A 17228-nucleotide genomic window follows, 5' to 3' on the forward strand; every position below is an offset into this window, starting at 1 on the left:
GCATCCGAAGGTGTGCCGATGACGTCATTGCCCGCAACGTCTGCTGCTTCGGCGCATCTGCGCTGGCGTGAAAAACTGGGTTACGGCGCGGGCGATCTGGGCCTGAATCTGTATTGGGCCAACATCTCTGCATTCCTGCTGATTTTCTATACCGACACCATGCATCTGCCGGCGGCGGCGGTCGGCACCATGATCCTGCTGACCAAGATCGCCGATGCGATCGCCGATCCGGCGATGGGCGCACTGGCCGATCGCACGCGCAGCCGCTGGGGCAAATTTCGCCCGTATCTGTTGTGGGGCGCAGTGCCGATGGCGGTGACCGGCGTGCTCGCCTACACCACGCCTGCGCTGGACCAGAACGGACGCATGTGGTGGGCCACCATCAGCTTTCTGGTGATGATGCTGGCCTATACGGTAGTGAGCATTCCTTACTCGGCATTGTCGGGCGTGATCACCGCCGACAGCAGCCAACGTACCAGCCTGATCAGCTTGCGCTTCATCGCCGCCTTTGCCGGCACCACGTTGGTCAATTACTGCACGCTGGACCTGGTGGCCTGGTTCGGTGCCGGCAACGATGCGGTGGGATGGCAACGCACGATGATGCTGTACGGCGCGGTGGCGGTGGCGCTGTTCGTCACCGTGGCGTTGACCACGCGCGAACGCGTGCAGCCGCCACCACAGCAACGCACCCCGATCCGCCAGGACATCGCCGACCTGCTGCACAACAAGCCGTGGTGCGTGCTGTTCGTGCTGTCGCTGATCATCATGGTCACCATCGTGATGCGCGGCGGTGCGGGTGTGTATTACCTCAAGTACTACGTGCAGCGGCCCGACCTGGTCGGCCTGTTCCTGGGCGGCTATTCGGTGTCGTTGGCGGTGGGTGCGGCGATCACCCCGCTGCTGACACGGCACTGGGACAAGCGCCAGCTGATGACCGCGCTGATGGCGCTGGTGGGGGTGTTGAGCTGCCTGATGTTCTTCATTCCCGCCGATGCGGTGTGGGCGATCTTCGCACTGAACATGCTGATTGGCCTGGCATTGGGGCCCAAATCGCCCTTGGCGTTTTCGATGTATGCCGACAGCGCCGACTACACCGAATGGCGCACCGGCCGGCGCGCGACCGCGATGACCTTTGCGGCGGCGACGTTTTCGCAAAAGCTGGGCGGGGCACTGGCCTCGGCCGGCATCGCCTGGGTGCTGGCCGGCATGGGCTATGTGGCCAACGGTGTGCAGTCTGCCGGGTCGTTGACCGGCATCGTGCTGCTGCTGACGGCGATCCCGGGTGCAATCGCCTTGCTGGCGGCCTGGACCATGCGCTTTTATCCGCTCGACGACGGCTTGTTGCGCCGTATCCAAGGCGAACTGGCTGCGCGCAAGCGCGACGAACAGGAGTCACGCTGACCGTGTCTGCAACGCCCACTGCCGTTTCCGACGATCTCTCCACGTTGATGGCGCCCAGCGCCGATGGCGCGCGCTATGCGCTCTACAGCCCCACTGCGATGCCCAATGCCGGTGGGTTCCTGTGGAACCGCCGCATGATGCTGCAGCTGACCTGTCGCGGGTATGCCACCGGGCAGTTCATGCAGCCGGAGCCGGCCAAATACGCGCACGCGCCGCTGATGGAAGCGCGTCACTTCATGCTGCCGGAGCAGCCGTACTACGCGCATCATCCCGGGCGCTTTTTCTATCTCAAGGACGAAGACAGCGGCGCGTTGTATTCGGTGCCGCACGAACCGGTCCGTGCGCTGCCGGAGCAGTTCACGTTTTCTGCCGGCAAGCACGATGTGCGCTGGCGGGTGCGTCACGACGGCGTCGTGGTGGAGCTGTGCGTGGCGCTGCCCACCGACGATGCGGTGGAGTTGTGGGAATGCCGCGTGCACAACGTGTCCGGGCGCACGCGCAGGCTCAGCCTGTATGCGTATTTTCCGGTCGGCTACATGTCGTGGATGCATCAAAGTGGCGGTTACGTGCCGGCGCTGGGCGGCATCGTCTGCCGCAGCGTGGCGCCGTATCAGAAGGTGGACGATTACTTTCGCCAGCGCGATTTCAAGGACTGCACCTTTCTGCTGCACGAGCAGCCACCGGTGGCCTGGGAGGCGCAGCAGATGGCGTTCGAGGGCGAGGGCGGGCTGCATGCGCCGTCCGCCATCCAGGCCGAGCAGCTCGGCAACCACGACGCGCATTACGAGACCCCGACAGCGGCGTTGCAATACCGCCTGACGCTGGAAGCGGACGCGGCGAACGTGTACCGCTTTGCGTTCGGGCCAGCCAAGGACGACGCCGAAATCGCCGCGCTGCGCACGCGTTATCTGTCCGAACACGGGTTTGCGACGGCGGCATGCGACTACGCGCAGTATCTGCAGGCTGGCCGTGGCTGCGTGCAGATCGCCACGCCCGACGCGGCCTTGGACAATCTGGTCAACCAGTGGCTGCCGCGGCAGGTGTTCTACCACGGCGACGTCAACCGCCTGACCACCGATCCGCAGACACGCAACTATCTGCAGGACCACATGGGCATGGCCTACCTGCAGCCGGCCACCGCGCGTGCGGCGTTGTTGCATGCGTTATCGCAGCAGGAACCCGGCGGCGCCATGCCGGACGGCATCCTGCTGGTCGAAGGTGCCGAGCTGAAATACATCAACCAGGTGCCGCACACCGATCATTGCGTGTGGTTGCCGATCTTCCTGAGTGCGTACCTGGCCGAAACCAACGATGCGAGCGTGCTCGACGCGCCGGTGCGCACACGCGATGGCCAAACACTCAGCGTGGCCGAGCGCCTGGACGCGGCGATGCACTGGTTGCTGGACGCACGCGACGCGCGCGGCCTGAGCTTCATCGCGCAGGGCGATTGGTGCGACCCGATGAACATGGTCGGCTGGCGCGGCAAGGGCGTGTCCGGCTGGCTTACCGTGGCCACTGCGTATGCCTCGCGCTTGTGGTCGGGCATCTGTGCCGCGCACGGGCGCACTGCGCAGGCGGAGACATTTGCGCGAGCGGCGGAGACGGTCAACGCCGATGCCAATCGCGCGCTGTGGGACGGCCACTGGTATGCGCGCGGCATCACCGACGACGGTGTGCGCTTCGGCATTGCCGACGACGTGGAAGGGCGCATCTATCTCAATCCGCAGAGTTTTGCATTGTTGGCGGGCACTGCCGATACCGCGCAGCGGAATGCGCTGTTGGACGCGGTACGCGAGCAACTGCACACGCCGTACGGGCCGATGATGCTGGCGCCGGCGTATACGCACATGCGCGATGACGTGGGCCGGTTGACGCAGAAGTTCCCCGGTGCGGCCGAGAACGGCGCGGTCTATAACCATGCGGTGGCGTTCTATCTGTACAGCCTGTACCAGATCGGCGAAGCCGACCGTGCGTGGGAGATCCTGCGCACGATGCTGCCCGGACCCACGCGCGAAGACGCGCTGCAGCGCGGCCACTTGCCGGTATCGCTGCCCAACTACTATCGCGGCGCATGGCATCAATATCCGCGCACGGCCGGACGCTCGAGCCAGTTGTTCAACACCGGCACGGTGGCCTGGGTGTATCGCTGCGTGCTGGAAGGCTTGTTCGGATTGGTCGGTGAGGGCGCTGCCTTGGCGATCCGCCCGCAGCTGCCCTCGCACTGGCCGCAGGCGCAGGCGACGCGGCAGTTCCGTGGCGCGCAGTTCGAGGTCGTGTTGACCCGCGAAGCGGGCCGTCGCGACATGGAGGTGCTGGTGGATGGCGAGGTCTGCCCGGATCAGCGCGTTTACAACATCGTCGCTGGTCGCACGTATCGGGTGTTGGTGCGTTTGCCGGGGTAAGCATTGTGTTCGATGATGGTTCGCTGGCGGCCCTCACCCGCCCTTCGGGCACCCTCTCCCCCAGGGGGGAGAGGGGAGGTTTCCGGCAATTCTGAGATTGTTGGTTGCCGACAGCCGACAGCCGACAGCCGATAGCCAACAGCCAACAGCCAACAGCCAACAGCCCACAGCCCACAGCCCACAGCCGACAGCCGACAGCCGACAGCCAACAGCCGACAGCCGACAGCCAACAGCCAACAGCCAACAGCCAACAGCCAACAGCCAACAGCCCAAAGCCCACCCTGCCAACAGCCAGCTTCCGTCCGCGTTCACCACGCGTCCTTCCCCCGCCTGCGGGGGAAGGTGCCCGAAGGGCGGATGGGGGCAGCGACCCCACCCCACGCCTCCAAGCGTCCACGCGCAGCGCCCCTGTGCCCATTTGCTCCGCAGGCAGCGTCCTGCCGCCCACGCGCGGTTCACCACTGCGTAAACTCCCAGCCTCGCATCGCGCCGCCTAGGACGTCCCTTGGTCTCGAGCTGGATCCTGCTGCTGGTCTCCGTCGGCTACGCCGCCCTGTTGTTCGGGGTGGCGTGGTGGGGCGACCGCCGTCCGTTGTACCCGGAGCGGCCGTGGCTGCGGCCGGCGGTCTACAGTCTGGCGCTGGCGGTGTACTGCTCGTCGTGGACGTTCTACGGTGCGGTCGGCTCGGCGGTGCGCAACGGCATCGGCTATCTGCCGATCTACCTGGGCCCGCTGCTGCTGTTGCTGTTCGGCTGGCGCATCATCGAGCGACTGGCGCTGATCGCGCGCGCCGAGAACACCGTGTCCATCGCCGATTTCATTTCCTCGCGCTATGGCCGCTCACGGCGGCTGGCGGCACTGGTGGCGGTGATCGCGCTGGTCGGCATCGTTCCGTATCTGGCACTGCAGTACAAAGCGGTGGCGATGAGCCTGGAGGTGCTGACCGGGCATAGCAGCGCCGGGCGCGGCATGTTTGCCGATCCGGCGTTGTATGTGGCGCTGTTGATGGCGTTGTTTGCGACCCTGTTCGGCACCCGCCAGGTCGATGCCACCGAGCACCATCACGGCATGATGCTGGCGATTGCGCTGGAGTCGGTGATCAAGCTGGTCGCCATCGTGGCAGTGGGGCTGTTCGCGTGGATGTGGTTGAGCGACCACCAGGTGCCCATCACCGAGTCGGCGCGCACCTTGTTCCAGCACACGCCGTCGGTGGGCTTCATTTCGCAGACGCTACTCAGCTTTCTGGCGGTGATCTGCCTGCCGCGCCAGTTCCACGTCGCGGTGGTGGAATGCAGCGATGTGGGCGACATCCGCCGCGCGCGCTGGTTGTTCGGTGCCTACCTGGTGATCATCTCGGCGATGGTGGTGCCGATCGCCTCGGCCGGCGTGGCGCTGTTCGGCAAGGGCAGCAGCGTGGTCGACGATGCGGTGGTGCTGGCGTTGCCGCTGAGCCAGGGCAACACCGTGCTGGCCTTGGTGGCCTATGTGGGCGGGTTCTCGGCCGCCACCGGCATGGTGATCGTGGCGAGCATCGCGCTGGCCACCATGGTCAGCAACGACCTGGTGATGCCGGTGCTGCTGCGCCGTCGTGGCAGCGCGGACGCGCGCGCGTCGGTGGCCTCGCGGGTGTTGTGGATCCGCCGCGTCGCCATCCTGCTGCTGGCGTTGATCGCGTACGGCTACAACCGCACCGTGGCCAACGACACCACCCTGGCAGCGTATGGCTTGATGGCATTTGCCGCAGTGGCGCAGTTCGCGCCGGGCCTGATCGGCGGGCTGTATTGGCGCGGAGCCAGCCGCAAGGGCGTGGAAACCGGCATGGTGCTCGGCTTTGCGACCTGGATCTACACGCTGCTGCTGCCGGCTGCCACGCGTGCGGGCTGGCTGCAGCCGCAGTGGCTGTTGGACGGGCCGTTCGGCATCGCCTGGTTGCAGCCGCAGCAGCTGTTCGGCATGCGTGGCTGGGACCCGCTGGCGCACGGCACGTTCTGGTCGCTGCTGATCAACGTGGGCGCGATGATGCTGCTGTCGGCGCGGTGGCGTCCCGGCGTGGACGAACGCCTGCGCGCCGCGCCGTTCCTGGACCCGTATGCGCAGCGTCCTGCGGTGGCCGGCGACTGGCCCGGCCATGTGCGCGTGGCCGATCTGCAAGCGCTGGCCGAGCGCGTGGTGGGCGAGCGACATGCGTATCGCGCGTTTGTCGAGCAGGCGTCGCTGCTGGAGCGCGAGCTGCAACCCACCGTGGTGGCCGATCGCGTCTGGGTGCAATTCACCGAGCGCCTGCTGGCGGCGTCGATTGGCGCCGCCTCCGCGCGGCTGGTGCTGACCAGCCTGTTGCGCGGCTCGGGCATGGAGCTGGGCGAAGTGGTGGCGGTGCTGGACGAAGCCGGCCAGGAACTGCGCTTCAACCGCGAGATCCTCTCCACCACGCTGGAAAACATCAGCGCGGCGGTCAGCGTGGTCGACCCGGAGATGCGCCTGACCGCGTGGAACCGGCGCTATCAGCAGCTGTTCGGCTATCCGGATGGCATGTTGTATGTCGGCCGCCCGGTCGCCGATCTGATCCGCTACAACGCCGAACGTGGCGAGCTGGGCGAGGGCGATGTCGAAGGTCAGATCGATCGCCGCATCCGCCACATGCGTGCCGGCTCGCCGCATGTGTTCGAGCGCACCCGCAGCGACGGCAAGGTGATCGAAATGCGCGGCCAGGCGCTGCCCGGCGGCGGCTACGTCACCAGTTACAACGACATCACCGATTACAAACGTGCCGAACGCGCGCTGCTGGATGCCAACGAAAACCTGGAACAACGCGTGGCCGATCGTTCGCGCGAGGCCGAGCTGGCGCAGCAGTCCAAGACGCGTTTCCTGGCCGCGATCAGCCACGACGTGTTGCAGCCGCTCAATGCCGCGCGGCTGTTCGCCTCGGCCTTGCGCGAGAGCCATCAGAACAACGAGGAACAACGTCACCTGGCCGAGCGTGTGGATGCCTCGTTGCGTGCGGCCGAAGAGCTGCTCGATGGCCTGCTCGACGTCTCGCGGCTGGATGCCGGCGGCTTGCGGCCCACGGTCGAGGACTTCGATGCCAGCGCGCTGATGCACGAACTGGCCGCGCAATATGCGCCGGTGGCTTCCAGCCGCGGCCTGCAGCTGCACGTGCATTGCCGCCCGCTGTGGGTGCGCAGCGACCGCCGGCTGCTACGCCGGGTGATGCAGAACTTCCTGGCCAATGCGTTGCGCTACACGCGGCAGGGCCGCATCGTGTTGGGCATGCGCGGGCGCGGCGACCACGTGGAGCTGCAGGTATGGGACACCGGTCCGGGCATTCCCGAGCATCACATGCGGCAGATCTTCGAAGAATTTCGCCGCTATCAGCAGCCATTCGACTGGGGCGAGCAGGGCCTCGGGCTGGGCTTGTCGATCTGCCAACGCATCTCGCGCCTGCTCGATCACGACCTGAGCGCACGCAGCCAGGTCGGCTGCGGCAGCATGTTCTCGATCCTGTTGCCGCGCGTGGCGGCAGTCCCGCTGCCGCCGGTGCTGCCGGCACCGGCAGCGCGTGCCTTGCCCAGCGGCGACTCCTTGGCCGGCTTGCGGGTGCTATGCGTGGACAATGACCGCGAAATTCTCGACGGCATGCGCGCGCTGCTCGGCCGCTGGCAGGTGGAGGTGATTACTGCCAGCACCGTGGACCAGGCGCTGGAGCGCGCACTCGAGAAACCGGACCTGATGCTGGTGGACTATCACCTGCACGACCGGCTCGATGGCCTGGACACGCTCGATGCCGTGCAGGCCGCCGCACCGGCGCCAATTGCCGGCGCCTTGCTCACGGCCGATGGCCGCGACGAGCTCAAACAACTGGCGCGTGCGCGTGGCTATCGCCTGCTGACCAAGCCGGTGAAGCCGGCCTCGCTACGTGCGTTCCTGAGTGCGCATCACGATGCGAAAAAGCGCTGATGGATGTTGACTGGCATGCATCACGGCAAGCATGTGCAGACACCGCGGCGATAGCGTGCCACTGAAGGCCTACTGCGCGTAGCAGAGGGCCAGGAGGCTCGACGCGTGCGGTCCCCAGTCTTCGATCGGTGCGCACACCTGATCGACCGAGCACCTCGACGGGCAAGTGGCTGTGGAAGCAACGGCGCAATCGCAGCCGATCTGCACCACGCATGGCTTGCAGCAGAGCACCAATACCCGGCGCGCGGCAGGCCGCAACCACCGAGCGTGCAGGCGCAACGGCGCACAGTGCGTTCGTTATCGGCCGCGCCAGCGCGCTGGCGACAGTTGCAACTTATGCCGCACCGCTCAGGTGTTCGTACAGGATCACGCTGCCAACGATCACCAGGATCACGCCACCAAGGATCTCGGCGCGCTTGCCGATCAGGTTGCCGAGCACGCGGCCCAGCATGACGCCTGCGGTGACCATGCTGAAGGTGCACAGCCCGACCACCACCGCCACCACGCCGATATGCACGTCGAGAAACGCCAGGCTCACGCCGACCGCCATCGCATCGATGCTGGTGGCAAAACCGGTCGTGGCCAGGGCCAGCAAACCGTGCCGTTTCGGCGTTTCAGCGGCGGCGTGCTCGACATCGTCCGGCGCGTTGCGCAGGCCGGCCACGATCATGTGCGTGCCCAGCGCGCCGAGCAGCACGAACGCAATCCAGTGATCGTAGGTGGACACGTAACTGGATGCGGCGCGCCCCAGCAGCCAGCCGATCACCGGGGTAATGGCCTCGATGCTGCCGAAGATCAATCCGGCGCGCAGCGCATCGCGCCACTGCGGTTTGCGCATCGCCGCGCCCTTGCCGATGGCTGCGGCAAACGCATCGGTCGACATCGCAAAACCGATCAACACAATGGAAAAAGGAGACATCGACATTCTCGGGTTGGGCACGGACACAACGGCATGCGCCAGCGCCAACCGTTGTCGTGCGCGCATACCGCTGGTCTCGCCAAACCACGATTGGTTGCCTGCACCACGGCGCTGCGGCCGAGTATGTTGATGCAGGCGCTTTCGATAAACGAAAGCAGGCTACTCCCCAAGGGGCGCGCAGTGTAACAACGCAAAACCCGCTTTCGGGCGTTTTGCCCGCACGCGAAGGCCGGTCTGATCTTTATAGCCGTTGCTATGCAGCAGCCGTTCGCGGGGCTGCAGCCGCAGTACAACGGTTGGCAAAACATGAGTGAGCCCACGGCGCGATGGTTGTGCTGTCATCGTGTCGGCTGCGCCTGCTGGCGACCCAGCAGGGCGCGAACGGTCTCCATTTCCACATCCCGGCCGTCCTGCAGATCCTGCACGGTGATCTGCACCGGCACGTCCGGCAGCACGCCGCGGTCGGGTTGTGCGCTGGTGGCAAACTGCCCGACCAGCGGCAGATCCACCTCGATCCGCGAGTTGGGCAGGTGCAAGAAGAAAAACGCACTGCCGTTGATGCCGCGCAGGTTGCCGCCGGTGGGCTGGCCGACCAGTGTGGCCAGGCCGTTGCGCTGCAGTTGATTGGCAAACGCGAAGGTGGCCGAGCTGTTTTCGGCGCTGGTCAACACGAACACCCGGCCGTCGAAGTGCGGCGTGCGCAGTGGCAGGTAGGGCTGCGCTGCGGTGCCGCGCGGGGAGTCGAGCGTGTAGAAGCGCGCGTTGTAGGCCACGGCACGCGTGCCCCAGTCGCGGAAGGAGCCATCCCAGGTGGTGACATACGGCGCCAACGCAGCGGGCAAGCGCCGGTAACGCACCAGATTGCGCATCGGCGGCACCGCGATCTCGCCTGCAGCCAGATAGCCCAGCAGCACGCTGCCCACGTCCAGTCCGCCCTCGTTGCCACGCAGATCGATCACCAACGCAGGCACCCGGTGCTCGGCCAGGCGCGCGAAGCTGCTTGCCAGAAAGGCCTGCCAATCCCAGCGGCTGTCATAGAGCGCCCAGTCCGGCATGCGCAGAATCGCCAGATCGGCCGAGTCCATCGCCAGCGTCCATGCCGGCGCTGCGCTGTCGCGTGCACGCTGGGGCGCCATCGCGTTGCGCTGCGCCGCGTCGATGCCGTGCACCCGTAGCGCGCGTTGCGCGGTTGCTCCGGGCATGCGCACCTGCAGCACCGGGTTGGCGGAAATCTGCGGAAACAGCAGCGGCAGATACACATCGAATGCCTCGATGCGTGCAAAGCCCTGCACCTCCATCTGGGCCATGCGTTTGGCGTCGTTGCTGCCGTCGGCGCGCGCCACTGTCATCAAGGCCGCCAGAATCTGCGAGGCGGCAACGCCATCGATCGACAGCACCTCGGTCCCGGGCAGCAGGCCGGGCTGGTCCGAGCCATTCCGGCTGACGACCATGCGGCCCTGCAGCCAACGAAAGTGAAACGGGAGCAGCCGGTCGCCGGGGAACAACGCGTGCTGGATCGGCTCGGGTTGATTGACGACATTCGGGAAGCTGTGGCCGCAGCGCACGCTGGCGGTCAGGCGCGAGATGGCCAGGTAGGCCTGGCCGAGGGTGGCGCCGTGTGCCAGTTCGGCGCGCAGCTCAGCGAAGCGTTGCGCGAGCTGCTGTTCGGTGGCGTAGCGGTACAGGCCCGGATGCAGTGCGCCATAGGCATGTTGCAGTACATCGATATCGGCCAGCAGCGCCGGGCCTGCGAGTGGACTGTCGCGGGTCAACGGTGGCGGCGCTGGCGGGGCGGCCCACACCATGCACGTGGGCCAGAGCAGCACGAGCCACAACAGCGACGGGAGCGGGCGGATGCAATGGGACATGGCAACTCCTGGGCAAGAGCCGCCAGCATCGGCCGCTGCATCGCGGCGGGCGACTCAAATGCCCAATGGCCATGCGATTTTCAGGATGTGCGACGTTGCGCGCGCCGGTAGTCGCTGGGCGTGCAACCGAAGTGCGCACGAAACACCCGGTTGAAGCTGGCCTTGGAGCCGAAGCCCACTGCCAGCGCGATGGGGAGAATGTCCTGGTCGCCAGCCAGTAAACGCTGCGCCTCGGCAATGCGCAGCGCGTTGACGAAGGCGCTGAAGGTCTGCCCCAGGCCCTCGTTGAGCGCACGCGACAGATAATTGCTGTTGGTGCCCATGCGGCGCGCCAGCTCGGGCAGGCTGAGGTCCGGCTCGCGCCACCAGCCGTGCGCAGCGACATCCGCGGCCACGCGTTGCCCCAGCGCCTGCCAGTCCTTCTCCGGGGCCGCAGGCTGCGGGGCAGCAGACGCTGCCGGGTCGGAAGCCGGCGTCGGCGGGTCCAGCACCAGCGGCGCATCGCGCGGCGGGTAGTGCGCTCGGGCATGTCGCCAGCCTTCCAGCCCGAGGTAATAGACCAGGGCGACGGTGGCCAGGTAACGCGGAAACTCGTCGAAGTAGGACAGTCGCCGCCACAGCCGGTCGCTGGCGGTGAAGCCGAGCCGCAACAGCAGCAGCAAGCAGGCGGCCAGCAGGAAGCCGCGCAGCCACGGTAGCCGCAGTTCCTCGCGCGCGCCGCTGTGGTGCTCCAGCCAACGTTGATAGGCCAGGTACTCGCGCCAGGCCAGGACCAGATACACCGTCAGCGATGCCAGGACCAGGGCATCCTGCAGCGGGGCGATCCAGGGGACGTGGACGGCGGCGTTCCAGGCCCACTTGCGTCGCAGCGGCCAGGTGAACAGCCAGGTGTAGTAGCCGCCCTGCAGCAGCGCCGGCAACAGATGCAGCGCCCAGCGCGGTGGCAGGTGCTGGCGTGCCAGTTGGCGCACGTAGAGCCACACCAGTGGCCCGATGGCCAGCTCCCAGGACAGCGGCGCGTAGGTCAGGCCGGGATAGGCATCGTAGGCGCCGGCGTAGCCCAGCGTGTACGGCGTGATCAGGGCCACCACCACCAGCAGCAGGGCGGCCAGGCAGCGGTTGGCGATGCGGTTGGCCGGGGCCAGCAGCAACAGGCCGGCGCCAAGCACGCCGTGTGCGCTGCCCAGCAGCAGGATGGTGCTCCACATCCCGAACGTGATGCTGGACATGCGATCCCGCGTGGTCGATCGCGTCGAGTATAGGGGCGATCCGGCGTGCAACGCGCCTGGCATGCGCCCGAGGCGCTGCTCAGTGCAGTGCGCTGGAGATCTCTTGCGTGGCCGCACACAGCGCCCGCAAGGCCGCCTGCGGGCCGACCAGCTCCGGGCGGCGTGCGATGAACGGCACGGTGAGCGTGTAGGTTGCGCTGCCGCGTTGCAGGATCGGTGCGGTCAGATCGACCACCCCCACCACCGCTTCGCTGGGCTGCATGGCGTAGCCATCGCTGCGTGCCCGTGCGGCGGCGGCCAGGAACTGCGCACGCTCGAACGACACCTCGCTGGCATCGAGCATGTCCAGCCAGCGCGCCTGCACGTCCGGCTGCTGGAAGGCGAACAGCACCAGGCCGGAGCTGGAATGGGTCAACGGGCGGCGATGGCCCGGGCGCACCACCAGGCCCAGATCGCTGGGCACATCCATCTGCGCGATCACCACGATCTGGTCGCCCGACGGCGCCACCAGGTGGCAGGGCTGATAGATGGCATCGGCCAGCCGCCGCATCACCGGCAACGCCGCTTCGCTGATGCTCTGCACGGGCGGCTGCTGCATGCCGAGCATGAACAGACGGTTGGTCAGCACGTAGTCGCCTTCGCCGTCGCGGGTGAGATAGCCGCGCTCCTCCAGCACCTGCAGCATGCGGAAGATCTCTCCGCGCGAACGGCCGATGCCCTGCGAGATCGCGCCCATGCTCATCGGCTGCGCCTGGCGGGCGAGCAGTTCGAGGATGTCCAGGCCCTTGTCCAGGGCCGGCGCGCGGTACTTGGCGGGTTCGGTGCTCATCCGTTTGCGGGTTCCAGGCAAGGTGCGGCGCGCCAGGGTACAGGCATCGCGGGCAGGTGGGCGGCGCGGGCGGTCGAGTGCAAATATAAACAAAGATTTTATATTTGCATGGCGCAGGCGCGCGCAGTACGCTCGCCGCACAGCAACGCAAGCGCCACAGCCTTGGGAGGGGAGAGGTCGCATGCATCACAGTGACAGTGCCGCGTCACCGCGCGGCAACCTGGCGCGTACCGCCATGGTCCCCTTGTTGTTGATCGTCAGCCTGTTCTTTTTGTGGGGCATGGCCAACAACCTCAACGACATCCTGATCAAGCAGTTCAAGAAGGCCTTCGAGCTGACCGACCTGCAGGCAGGGCTGGTCCAGAGCGCGTTCTATCTGGGCTATTTCGTGTTCGCGATGCCGGCGGCGATGTTCATGCGCCGCTACAGCTACAAGGCCGCCGTGGTGCTGGGCCTGCTGCTGTATGCGTGCGGTGCGTTTCTGTTCTATCCGGCCGCGCAGGTGCAGACCTATTGGCTGTTCCTGCTGGCGTTGTTCGTGATCGCCAGCGGCCTGGCGTTTCTGGAAACCACGGCCAATCCGCTGGTGACCGTGCTCGGCCCGGCGGAGGGCGCTGCGCGGCGGTTGAATCTTGCCCAGGCGTTCAACCCGTTGGGCTCGATCACTGGCGTGCTGGTCGGCCAGCACTTCATCTTCTCCGGCGTGGAGCACACCCCGGCCGAGCTGGCGGCGATGACGCCGGCCGCACGCACTGCGTTCTTCGCCACCGAATCGGCAGCGGTGCAGATGCCGTACCTGGTGATCGGCGCAGTCGTGGTGCTGTGGGCGATCCTGATCGCGCTGGTGCGGTTTCCTGCCGGCGAGACCGGTAGCGGCGCGGCAGCACCCAAGCGCGCGCGCTTTGGCCAGCTGCTGGGCAATCGCCAGTTCGTGTTCGCGGTGGTGGCGCAGTTCTTCTATGTGGGCGCGCAGGTCGGCATCTGGAGCTTCCTGATCCGCTACCTCCAGGACGCGGTGCCGGGCACGCCGGAAAAAACCGCGGCCACGTATCTGACCATCTCGCTGGTGCTGTTCATGGCCGGCCGCTTTATCGGCACTGCGCTGTTGCGCTATCTGGCGCCGGCCAAATTGCTGGCGAGTTTTGCCGCGATCAATCTGGTGCTGTGTGCAGTGGCCATTGCACTGCCGGGGTGGACCGGCCTGTACGCATTGGTGGCCGCAAGCATTTTCATGTCGGTGATGTTCCCGACCATCTTCGCGCTGGGTCTGGACGGCATGCATGACGATGCCCGCAAGCTGGGTTCCTCGTTGCTGGTGATGTCGATCATCGGGGGCGCATTGCTCACTGCAGTGATGGGCGCGCTATCGGACATGGCCGGCATCCACTGGGCGATGGTGGTGCCGGGTGCGTGCTTTGTGGTGATCCTGGTCTTTGCATTGAATGCGCGGCGCGCGGCGCCCATCGCGGCGGGAGCGTGAGCATGCGGCGTCTGTGCTATGTGCTGGATCTGCACGACGATCCGCAACTGATCGCCGAGTACGAGCGTTGGCATCAACCTACCGAGGTCTGGCCGGAAGTGGTGGCGTCGTTACGCCAGGCGGGGATCCTGGAGCTGGAGATCTTTCGCAGTGGCGATCGGTTGGTGATGTTGATGGAGGTCGGCGAGGACTACGATCCGACGGCCAAGGCGGCGCGCGATGCGGCCGACCCCCGGATTCAGGCGTGGGAGCAGCTGATGTGGCGGTTTCAGAAGCCGCTGCCAGGCAGTGCGCCGGGGGAGAAGTGGCGGGAGGCTGGGCGGATTTTTGCGTTGAGTAAGGCGGTCGCGGCGCAGGGGTGAGTGTTTCCCTCATCCGCCCTGCGGGCACCTTCTCCCGCAGGCGGGAGAAGGGAAAAACGCATCTGGAATGCAGCACTCGCGCGGATCGGCCGATGTCTCCCTTCTCCCGTTCACGGGAGAAGGGACCCGCAGGGCGGATGAGGGGCGCCCCTCACCCCCGCGTAGCAGCCGCCAGATCCTCCACCCAGAACCGACCATCCGGATAGCGGAACTCCGTGATCGAGGCGGTGTGCATCTGCGCAGAAAAACCTGCCGCGTCCGGTGCCAGATAGCGGCCATGCCGGATCTGCACCGGCGCGACGAAATGCTGATGCAAATGGTCGACAAATTCGATGGCGCGGTCTTCCATCTTGCCGGTGATGGCGACGAAGTCGGCCATCGCAAGGTGTTGCACCAGCTCGCACAAGCCAACGCCGCCAGCATGCGGGAACACGCGGATGTTGAACTTGGCGGCGAGCAATAAAATGGCGAGGTTTTCGTTGACGCCACCCACGCGGGCGGCATCGATCTGGATCAGGTCCACCGCGCCGGCCTGCAGCAATTGCTTGAACACCACCCGGTTCTGAGTGTGTTCGCCGGTGGAGACCGGCACCGGGGCGATGCCCTGGCGGATCGCGGCGTGACCAAGCACATCGTCCGGGCTGGTGGGTTCTTCGATCCAGGCAATGTCGAATTCGGCCAGCTGGCGCATCCAGTCGATCGCCGGGCCGACGTCCCAGCGCTGATTGGCGTCCACCGCCATCGCGATGTCCGGGCCGATCGCTGCACGCGCCAGGCGGCAACGGCGGATATCGTCCTGCACGTCGGCGCCGACCTTGAGCTTGATGGTGCGGAAGCCATCGGCCACCGCTTCCTTGGCCAGGCGCACCAGTTTTTCGTCGGAATAGCCGAGCCAGCCGGGCGAGGTGGTGTAGGCGGGGTAGCCCTGTTCGATCAGGGTGGCGATGCGTTGCGCGCGCTGCGGCTGCGCGGCGCGCAACATGGCCAGCGCTTCGTCGCGGGTGAGCGCGTCGGTGAGGTAGCGGAAGTCGATGGTGTCGACCAATTGCTCGGGCGTGAGCTCGGCGATATAGCGCCACAACGGTTTTTCTGCGGCGCGCGCGGCCAGATCCCAGGCGGCGTTGATCACCGCGCCGATGGCCATGTGCATCACGCCCTTTTCCGGGCCCAGCCAGCGCAGTTGCGAGTCGTTGGTGAGCCGGCGCGCGAACGCGCCCAGGTCGCCGATGACCTCATCGACCGACAGGCCGACCACGTGTTCGGCCAGTGCGGCCACCGCAGCGGTCTGCACATCGTTGCCGCGGCCGATGGTGAACACCAGGCCGTAGCCGGTCAGATCATCCGGTGCATCGGTGCGCAACACGACGTAGGCAGCCGAGTAATCCGGATCCGGATTCATCGCGTCCGACCCATCGAGCTCGCGCGAGGTGGGGAAGCGGACGTCGTGGGTGTCGAGGGCGATGATGGTACGCATGAGAGTCCTGGGCGATGGAAACGGGAAATGGAAAAACGGCAATGAAAGTGCGGCTAGGGCCCCTCTCGCGTCGGGAGAGGGAGAGACGGGACGAGCGCGAAGCGCCGGATGTGTTGAAACGCTGCCGCGATGCAGGCGCTTGCAAGACGGACCAACGAATCACTGCAGGCTTGACCGTGCTTCTGCATCGACTTGGTGCAGCGCTTGGAGATTCAACGCACCCGACACTCCGTAGAAAATCTGCACATACCGCGTCAGGAGCGCTGCCCTCATCCCAGCCCCTCCCGCACGCGGGAGAGGGGTTTCAAGCTGCGCCCGGCGGGCGTGTCGCTACCCTTATCGAGATCGCGTTTCTTGCTGAGCAGAAACGTGCCGACAGAGAGGCTTCAAGCCGTATCGCGCGGATGCGCGACCACCGGCTGGCGCTGACGACCCAGCCCTTCGATCTCCAGCTCCATCACGTCGCCCGGCTTCAGATACACCGGCGGCTTCTGACCCAGGCCCACGCCCGGCGGAGTGCCGGTGCTGATCACATCGCCCGGCATCAGCGTCATGTAGCGGCTGATGTGGCTGACCAGTTCGGCCACGCCGAACACCATCGTGCGGGTGCTGCCGTTCTGGTAACGGTGGCCATTGACCTCCAGCCACATCGACAGGTTCTGCGGATCCGGCACCTCATCGCGGGTGACCAGCCACGGGCCGATCGGGCCGAAGGTGTCGGCGCTCTTGCCCTTGACCCACTGGCCGCCGTGCTCGAGCTGGAATTCGCGCTCGGACAGATCGTTGATCACCGCGTAGCCGGCCACATGGTTCAACGCCTCGTCCACCGACACATCGCGTGCGATATCGCCGATCACCACGCCCAGTTCCACTTCCCAGTCGCTCTTCACCGAGCCACGCGGAATGATCACGGTGTCGTTGGGACCGGTCACCGCCGTGGTGGCCTTCATAAACAGGATCGGCATGTCCGGCACCGCAGCACCGGTTTCGGCGGCGTGGTCGGCGTAGTTCAGACCCACGCAGATGAACTTGCCGATCTGCCCCACGGCCGCGCCATAGCGCACCTGGCCGTCGATCAGCGGCAGCGTGGACACATCCAGTGCGCGCAGTCTGTCCAGGCCGGCGTTGGTGATGTGCTCGCCAGCCACATCGTCGATCACGCCGCTCAAATCGCGGATGCGGCCTTCGCCATCGATCAGGCCGGGACGTTCCTGGCCGGGTGCGCCAACGCGTACGAGTTTCATGCGGTCTTCCTTTGCAGGTGAGGAATGCAGCGGCTAGCCAACCTAGCGCGCGTGCATCGGGTGGA

The 17228-nt window shown here is 66.3% G+C and carries 11 protein-coding genes and 1 riboswitch; of the genes, 5 read left to right on the forward strand and 6 right to left on the reverse strand.

Translation table 11 applies throughout. The annotated features are described in order from the left end of the window. Positions 1 to 18 precede the first annotated feature (18 nt). The 3 genes from GGR61_RS06005 (at position 19) to GGR61_RS06015 (ending at position 7758) form a co-directional block, all read left to right on the forward strand. Positions 19 to 1401: an MFS transporter gene (locus GGR61_RS06005; protein WP_184620790.1), complete on the forward strand. Its 1383-nt coding sequence runs from the start codon at positions 19 to 21 to the stop codon at positions 1399 to 1401. A gap of 2 nt (positions 1402 to 1403) precedes the next feature. Continuing rightward, entirely contained in the window at positions 1404 to 3803 is a 2400-nt protein-coding gene (locus tag GGR61_RS06010) for an NdvB protein (RefSeq protein WP_184620791.1), read from the forward strand. Positions 3804 to 4308: 505 nt separating this feature from the next. Further along, positions 4309 to 7758: a PAS domain-containing hybrid sensor histidine kinase/response regulator gene (locus GGR61_RS06015; RefSeq protein WP_184620792.1), complete on the forward strand. Its 3450-nt coding sequence runs from the start codon at positions 4309 to 4311 to the stop codon at positions 7756 to 7758. Between the two features lie 334 nt (positions 7759 to 8092). Here the strand turns inward: GGR61_RS06015 and GGR61_RS06020 are convergent, their stop codons facing one another. The 4 genes from GGR61_RS06020 to GGR61_RS06035 form a co-directional block, all read right to left on the reverse strand. Then, positions 8093 to 8677, reverse strand: coding sequence for a manganese efflux pump MntP family protein (locus GGR61_RS06020; RefSeq protein ID WP_184620793.1), 585 nt, complete (start codon positions 8675 to 8677; stop codon positions 8093 to 8095). A 46-nt stretch (positions 8678 to 8723) separates the two neighbouring features. Further along, positions 8724 to 8851, reverse strand: a riboswitch (yybP-ykoY riboswitch). 164 nt (positions 8852 to 9015) lie between these two features. Beyond that, entirely contained in the window at positions 9016 to 10482 is a 1467-nt protein-coding gene (locus GGR61_RS06025) for a S41 family peptidase (protein WP_184620951.1), read from the reverse strand. A gap of 143 nt (positions 10483 to 10625) precedes the next feature. After that, a complete protein-coding gene (locus GGR61_RS06030) occupies positions 10626 to 11753 on the reverse strand; it encodes a helix-turn-helix domain-containing protein (protein WP_184620952.1) in 1128 nt (375 codons plus the stop codon). A gap of 100 nt (positions 11754 to 11853) precedes the next feature. Further along, positions 11854 to 12603: a helix-turn-helix domain-containing protein gene (locus tag GGR61_RS06035; protein WP_184620794.1), complete on the reverse strand. Its 750-nt coding sequence runs from the start codon at positions 12601 to 12603 to the stop codon at positions 11854 to 11856. A gap of 181 nt (positions 12604 to 12784) precedes the next feature. Here GGR61_RS06035 and fucP point away from each other — a divergent pair, with 181 nt between their 5' ends. Together fucP and GGR61_RS06045 are read left to right on the forward strand one after the other, a co-directional pair. Next, a complete protein-coding gene (gene fucP / locus GGR61_RS06040; RefSeq protein WP_184620795.1) occupies positions 12785 to 14083 on the forward strand; it encodes an L-fucose:H+ symporter permease in 1299 nt (432 codons plus the stop codon). A gap of 2 nt (positions 14084 to 14085) precedes the next feature. After that, positions 14086 to 14445 (forward strand): L-fucose mutarotase, encoded by a 360-nt coding sequence (locus GGR61_RS06045; protein WP_184620796.1) that lies wholly within the window; start codon positions 14086 to 14088, stop codon positions 14443 to 14445. 151 nt (positions 14446 to 14596) lie between these two features. Here the strand turns inward: GGR61_RS06045 and GGR61_RS06050 are convergent, their stop codons facing one another. Both GGR61_RS06050 and GGR61_RS06055 read right to left on the reverse strand, forming a co-directional pair. Further along, positions 14597 to 15919, reverse strand: coding sequence for an L-fuconate dehydratase (locus GGR61_RS06050; protein WP_184620797.1), 1323 nt, complete (start codon positions 15917 to 15919; stop codon positions 14597 to 14599). A 386-nt stretch (positions 15920 to 16305) separates the two neighbouring features. Next, the gene (locus GGR61_RS06055) at positions 16306 to 17163 is read right to left on the reverse strand and encodes a fumarylacetoacetate hydrolase family protein (RefSeq protein WP_184406531.1); all 858 of its coding nucleotides are present in this window, start codon (positions 17161 to 17163) and stop codon (positions 16306 to 16308) included. Positions 17164 to 17228 lie beyond the last annotated feature (65 nt).

The sequence above is a fragment of the Xanthomonas sp. 3058 genome (assembly GCF_014199765.1).
Classification (GTDB): domain Bacteria; phylum Pseudomonadota; class Gammaproteobacteria; order Xanthomonadales; family Xanthomonadaceae; genus Xanthomonas; species Xanthomonas campestris_B.